We start from the raw sequence: 6,807 nt of genomic DNA on the forward strand, positions 1-6,807 counted from the left end.
GTATTGGATGCTAGATGGGAAGGTTCCTGATTTTGCTGGGCCAAATAATTCAGGAAACAGTCCTATATTACAAAATGATAATTTTATGAATTATGAAAAAGCAGAAGTAGGAATTTTAAATGAATCTAATAAATTACTAAATACTTCTAAAAATATAGTTGTCAATCAAGATTCAAAGTATAAGATTGATGCTAAAGGCGTATTAACTATAGATGTAGGTAAAAGTTATTTAATAAAAGATGCAAGTAATTTAAAAAGAGTAAATATGATATTTCCAGAAGGGTATCATCCTATAAAAAATCCATATCCATATCCAACTACTATAAATATATCAGATTCAAAACTTTTACAAGTTGAAATGCTTGGAAAAAATCAAAATCTATTACCAGAAATATATGTAGATGGTGAGCGTTTTGTAGGGTCAATTCATGGATCGCCTGGATTTGGAGATGGGCAAATAGGAGAAATGAATAGAGTAATTTGGAATATGCCTAATTTAGAAACTATTGGTGAAGAAGGTAGACTTGTAAGAACTATGGATACAGATATTTTAGGGCATATAGTAGCACCAAAAGCAGAATTCTGGAATTATAGAATAAGTGAACAGGGTAAATTTGAATGGAATGGTGGAAATATGAATGGTTGTGCCATAGTAAAATCATGGCATGGTGGAACTATGGAAAGTCACTTTTGGCCTTATAATGGAGAAATTGCACCACCAAAGGAAAATAAGGTTGCTATGTCGGTAAATGCAAAGAAGGTTTTTAATAAGGGAAGTTTAGATAATCTAAAGTTTAACTTTACTTTAGAGTATGATGGTGAAAGTTTACCTGAGGGTATTATAGCTGAAAATATTCCACAAACTGTTCAGCAAAAGTCTGATGGAACTATTGAATTTTTACCTATAACCTTTATTAAGGAAGGAATTTATAATTTCAAGATTAAAGAAATTAAGGGAGATAATCCTGATATTATTTATGATGATTCTGTGTATTTTTTAAAGGTTACTGTTTATGAAGAAAATGGTGAATTAAAGTACAAGAATGAAATTACTAAAGTTTCTGGAACAAGTCATGAAACGGCAAATGATATTGTTTTTATAAATGAGAAGAAGTTAAAGTTTACTATTGAGAAAAAGGACAAGCTAACAGGTAATCTTTTAGAAGGAGCTATTTTTGATTTATATGAGGCTGATGAAAATGGGAATCCAAAGGGAGAGTCTATTATAAAAGATATAGCTACTGATAGTACAGGTAAGATTACTGTATCAAATAAAATTTTAGAATATAACAAGAGGTATGTTCTAGTTGAAACTAAAGCACCAGAAAATTATATGACCGGTGGAAATATAATTTTTTATATAAAAGGTGACTCAGGGCCTTATCCTGATGGAGAAGGAGTAGTGGTTATTGAAAATGGTGGAGTGCTTGAAGTATTAAATACTAAAAGTGATGAAATTCTACCAGAAACGGGGGGAATAGGAACAGATAAATTTATATTTGTAGGTCTAGGACTTATGTTAAGTTCGTTAATATTATTAAAAATAAAATTATTTAAAGAGTAAAAGGGAGTAATAATGAGAAATTTAAAAAAGATACTATCTATAGGATTTATTCTTACATTTGTAGTAGGACTTATACCTGCATATGCAGCAGGAAATGGGGTTATAAAAATAAAAAATAACCCAAGCAAAACAGGAACAACTATGGTAGGGCATACGTACAACATGTATAAAGTTTTTGATATGACATTAGAGCAAGGGGAAGGCGGAGCTAGTGATAAGTATTCGTACACAATAGCTAAAGAGTTTGAAAATTTCTTTAAAGAAAAAAATAAAGATAATCTAGATTTAAATGAATTTGCTAAAAGTTATATAACTGAAGAAAATAAAAATACTGTAGCAAAAGAATTAATGGATTATGCAAATAAAAATAATATCGCACCAGTTAAAGCTACAAACAAAGAAGAAGTAGTAGTTGCAGAGGATAAAACTGAAATGTTAACAGTATCGGGTTTAGACCTTGGATACTATTTAATAGTAGATAAAGGTGTATCAGGAAATGAAAGTCATGTAGTTGCAGCAGCATCAATGGGTTCAACTGCAACAGAACTTGTTATAGATTTAAAAGCGCAAGCTCCAACTATTGATAAAGATATAAAGCATAATGAAAATGGAAACTGGGGAGAGGTTGGAGATAACCAAATTGGAGATACAGTTGAATATAGATTTATATCAACAGTTCCAGATACAATAGGATATAAAAATTATAAATATATAATTCACGATAAAATGACAGCAGGATTAACTTTTAATAATGATATAGCAATATATGTTGGAGATAAAGATAATGGAGGAACATTATTAGATACATCAAATTACTCAGTAAATAATAATCCAACAGATGGACATACTTTTGATATAGACATAAATATAATGAAAATGATTAATGAAAAGCTTGTTTCAAAAGGAGATAAATTATATATCTACTTTACAGCTACTTTAAATAAAGATGCAGCTATAGCAGGAGATTCAAATGATAATACAGTTAATTTAGAATATAGCAACAATCCATATGATGAAAATAGTAAAGATAAAACTCCAGATGTAACAGTAAAAGATTATACTTTTAAATTAAATGCATTAAAAACTAGAGAAGATGGAACTACAGCACTACAAGGTGCAGAATTCGAAATTAGAAAAGGAAAAGATTCATTATACTTCACAAAAGAAGGGGACACATACACAGTTTGTGCAGAAAAGCATGATCATACAACAGTAGATACATGTACAACAAAAATAGTTTCAGGTGCAAATGGAAAATTCCACATAGTTGGTTTAGATGACTCTGTAACTTACACAATAGTTGAGACAAAAGCACCAGATGGATACAATCCTATAAAACCAATAGATTTTATAATAACAGCAGAATACGATAAAGATGGAAACATTGTATCAATTTCAACTAATGCAAGTGGGATTACTCAAGTTGATGGAACTTTTGAACTTGGAACAACAATCATAAATAAAACAGACTCATTATTACCTGAAACAGGGGGAATAGGAACTACTATCTTTACTGTAGTTGGAGGAATAATGATGTTACTTGCAGGTGGACTTTTAATAAGAAGAAGACGTGCTAGCTAATTAAATAAAGAGGATTTAATTTAGAGAAGGCTTAATTTAAGCTGAATCTAAAGATTTAAACTAAAGTATATAGAGTAGGAAAATCTTTTTTTCTACTCTATATTTTTAAGGTGGATAGAAGAATGGGAAAAAAAATGTCTAATATAGGGCTAGTATTAGTATTTTTAGTAGGACTTATTATACTAATATATCCTAAAGTAAGTAGCTATTATAATGGCTTAGTTAGCTCTTATAATATAGGTAAGTACGAAGATGAGATTAAGAAAACAGAAAAGAAAGATTTAAGTAAAATATTTGAAAGAGCAGAAAAGTATAATAAAGGTTTATTAGAAAAAGGTAGCACAATAAAAACTGGAGAATCTAAGGATGAAAATTACTTATCACAGTTAAAAATAAAAGAAGATGAGCAAATAATTGGAACTATAACAATAGATAAAATAAATGTAAGACTTCCTATATATCATGGAACTTCAGAGCCAGTTCTTCAAAGTGGAGTTGGGCATTTAGAAGGAACAACTCTTCCAATAGGAGGAGTAGGAATGCATAGTGTTCTTACAGGACATACAGGTCTTCCATCAGCAAAACTATTTTCAGACTTAGAGAAATTAATAGTTGGAGATACATTTGTAGTTAAAATCTTAGATAGAACATTAACGTATAAGATAAGTAAGATAGATGTAGTTCTTCCAAAAGAAGTTCAAAATATAAAGCCTGTAAAGGGAAAAGATATGTTAACTTTAATTACTTGTACTCCATATGGCGTAAATTCGCACAGACTTTTAGTTCATGGAGAAAGAATAGAAAATGAAAAAATAGAAGAAGAAGTGAATCTTTTAGGAGAAAATAAGAGACTTTTGAAAAAAGATACTATAGTTATATGTATAGTAGTAATAATTGTAATAGCAGTAATATATTTAATAATAAGAAAAAGAAATAAAAATTTAGGAGAATAAAAATGAAAAAAATAAAAAAGGTAGCATCCCTGCTTCTTATATTTCTTTTAACGATACCAGTAACATTAGCATATGGAGATGAAGGGGATTATGATTATTCAGTTACAATAGAGCATAGAAATAGCAATAAGCCAATAGAAAATAGTAAATTCAAATTATATTATATAGGAACAACTATAGATGGAAAGCTTTTATTAGATAGAAACTTTAAAGATAGCAATTTAACACTAGATAATATGAATGGAAATGTAATAGAAGCATATATAAAAAAGAATGAAATAAAAAACACAAGAGAAGAGATAACAAATGAAAAGGGAATAGCAAAGTTTGCAGGTTTATCTAAAGGAATATACTTTATACAAGGGCCAGAAGAAAGCTTAATAAAAACAAAACCTTTTATAGTATCACTTCCAAGAAAAAGTATTAATGGTGAAGAAGAGAAAAATATAGTTATAAAAACAAAAACAGAGGAAATAGAAGAGTATATAGATTTAAATATAGAAAAAATATGGATAAATGATGAGGATGTAGAAAAGAGACCATCATCTATAAAGGTAAATTTATACAAAAATGATGAGATTTATGATAGTGTAACATTAAATGAAAAAAATAAATGGAACTATACATGGAAAAACTTAGAGGGAAAATATAACTGGACAGCAGTAGAGAAAGATATATTAGAAGACTATGAAGTAAGTTATGAAAAGTATGGAACAAAGATAAAAATAAAAAACACATATAAGGATAAAGAAGTAAAACCAGAAGATGAAACACTTCCACAAACAGGGAGTCCATGGCTTATAGCACAAGGGTTAGCCTTAGGAGGGATAGTATTAGTAGGATTAGGTTACACTTTAAGAAAAAGAAATGAATAAAAAGAAAATAGCAAATACTTTAATAAAAATAGGAACATTATTTATAATCTTAGCCTCAATAATTACAATAGATAACATATATAAAGACTATAAAGGAAAAAGAGAGTCAAAGAATATGTTAGAAATTCTAGAAAATAAAATAAAACTAGATAACACAAAAATTAGAGGGGAAGGAAGAATGAAAAGTGTAGAGATAAACGGAAAGCATTATATAGGGATATTAGAAATAAAAGAAATAAACTTAAAGTTACCAATACAATTAAATTGGAGCTATGAAGACTTAGAAATATCACCTTGTAGATACAATGGTTCAGTATATGATGACACAATGGTACTAATGGGGCATAATTACAACAGTCACTTTTCATTAATAAAGAAACTAACAAAAGGCAGTGAAATAAAATTTACAGATGTAGAAGGAATAGAATATAAATACAAAGTAGAAAAACTAGAAAGCCTTCATAAAACAAAAGTAGAAGAAATGATAATTGGAGAGTGGGACTTAACTTTATTTACTTGCTCATATAATAGAATAGACAGAGTTGCAGTTCGTGGAGCGAGAATTAAGAATTAAAATAGTATGAATGAAAGTTTGTACTATTTTTTTATTTGGAAAAATTTGAGGGGGTTAAGAGGAAAGGTAGAGGTGATGGAAGTTTAAAAGCAAAATGTATTCATAATATTTCCAATTTAAATATATATATTTAGATTTTTTTAGAAATTTATGTTTATAAAATTAAATTTAAAATACAAAAAAGTAAAATAAAGTAATTAATTATGATATTATAGTAATAATTTCATAAAAAAGTGATAGTAAATAATCAAAAAATAGTCCTTTTTAAAAACAATATGGCAAAAAGTAAAGGTTTAAATAAAAAAATAAGAAAAATATTTTAAAAATAAGTATAATTATTTAATAAAATATTAATAATATGTTAATATTGAAGAGGTAAATGAATGAGAGGGTGGGAGTTTAAGAATGAATGAAGAAAATATAAACCTTGGTGAAATTTTTGCTATCTTGAAAAAGGGATACAAAATAATTTTAATATCTGTAATTGCAGCTGTTGCTGTTGCAGGAATTTTTAGTTTTTTTGTAATTAAACCTAAGTATGAAGCAAAGGTTAAGCTTTTTATAGGGAAGGAAGATACTAAGGGAAGTACTGGTTATGATAACAGTGAAATTCAAATGTATCAAAAGTTAATAACTACATATGCAGAGATTATTAAGACTGAAGATTTAATAGGAGAAGCAACTGGTGAAAATAAAGTAAGTTTAGTAGATGAAACACCTAAAACTATTTTAAATAGTCTTGTTGTTACACCAAGAAATGATACGCAAATTTTAGAGATAGCTTATAAAGGAAATGATCCACAGAGAACTGTTGATATTGTACAAGCTATAACTACGGAGTTTATTAATTCATCAAAGGCACTTATTAAAAACGGAAATGTACAGATTATAGAAGAAGCTAAGCTTCCAGTAAATCCAGTAAGTCCAAATAAAAAGATGAACATGCTAATTTCTTTAGTTTTAGGGGTTATGATTGGTGTTGGAATAGTTCTTTTAAAAGAATTTTTAGATAACACATTTAAAAATAAAGAAGATTTAGAGAAAGTATTAGGAGTTCCTGTTTTAGGAATTATACCTGAATATGACCTAAATGAAGTGAAAAGTCACTATCGTGTAGGTGGAAGAAAAGATAGAAGTGCATTAAAGTCAAAAAATATAGAAAAAACAGTATAGGAGGAAAGATTATATGTTCATAGTAGATAAAAGTCCAAAATCAATACCAGCAGAATGTTACAGAAGCTTAAGAACAAACATTAAGTA

Annotated in this window: 6 protein-coding genes; all 6 read left to right on the forward strand. The window is 28.2% G+C overall.

The genetic code is table 11. The features are described from left to right. Window positions 1-1,564 (forward strand): Spy0128 family protein (locus ACRDDY_RS00410; RefSeq protein ID WP_438562992.1); only part of this gene is annotated, 1,564 nt, incomplete at its 5' end. 12 nt (window positions 1,565-1,576) lie between these two features. Then, window positions 1,577-3,145: a SpaH/EbpB family LPXTG-anchored major pilin gene (locus ACRDDY_RS00415; protein WP_438562993.1), complete on the forward strand. Its 1,569-nt coding sequence runs from the start codon at window positions 1,577-1,579 to the stop codon at window positions 3,143-3,145. Between the two features lie 122 nt (window positions 3,146-3,267). Beyond that, entirely contained in the window at window positions 3,268-4,098 is an 831-nt protein-coding gene (locus tag ACRDDY_RS00420; RefSeq protein WP_438562994.1) for a class C sortase, read from the forward strand. Window positions 4,099-4,100: 2 nt separating this feature from the next. Next, a complete protein-coding gene (locus ACRDDY_RS00425) occupies window positions 4,101-4,973 on the forward strand; it encodes a Cna B-type domain-containing protein (protein ID WP_438562995.1) in 873 nt (290 codons plus the stop codon). After that, on the forward strand, window positions 4,966-5,547 hold the full coding sequence (locus ACRDDY_RS00430) for a sortase (protein ID WP_438562996.1): 582 nt from the start codon (window positions 4,966-4,968) through the stop codon (window positions 5,545-5,547). Before ACRDDY_RS00425 ends, ACRDDY_RS00430 begins: the two co-directional genes overlap by 8 nt. Window positions 5,548-5,952: 405 nt before the next feature. Then, window positions 5,953-6,720, forward strand: a complete 768-nt coding sequence (locus ACRDDY_RS00435) for a YveK family protein (protein WP_438562997.1) — start codon at window positions 5,953-5,955, stop codon at window positions 6,718-6,720. Window positions 6,721-6,807: the final 87 nt, after the last annotated feature.

Origin of the sequence: Clostridium sp., assembly GCF_051656525.1 — a bacterium.
GTDB lineage: Bacteria > Bacillota > Clostridia > Clostridiales > Clostridiaceae > Clostridium.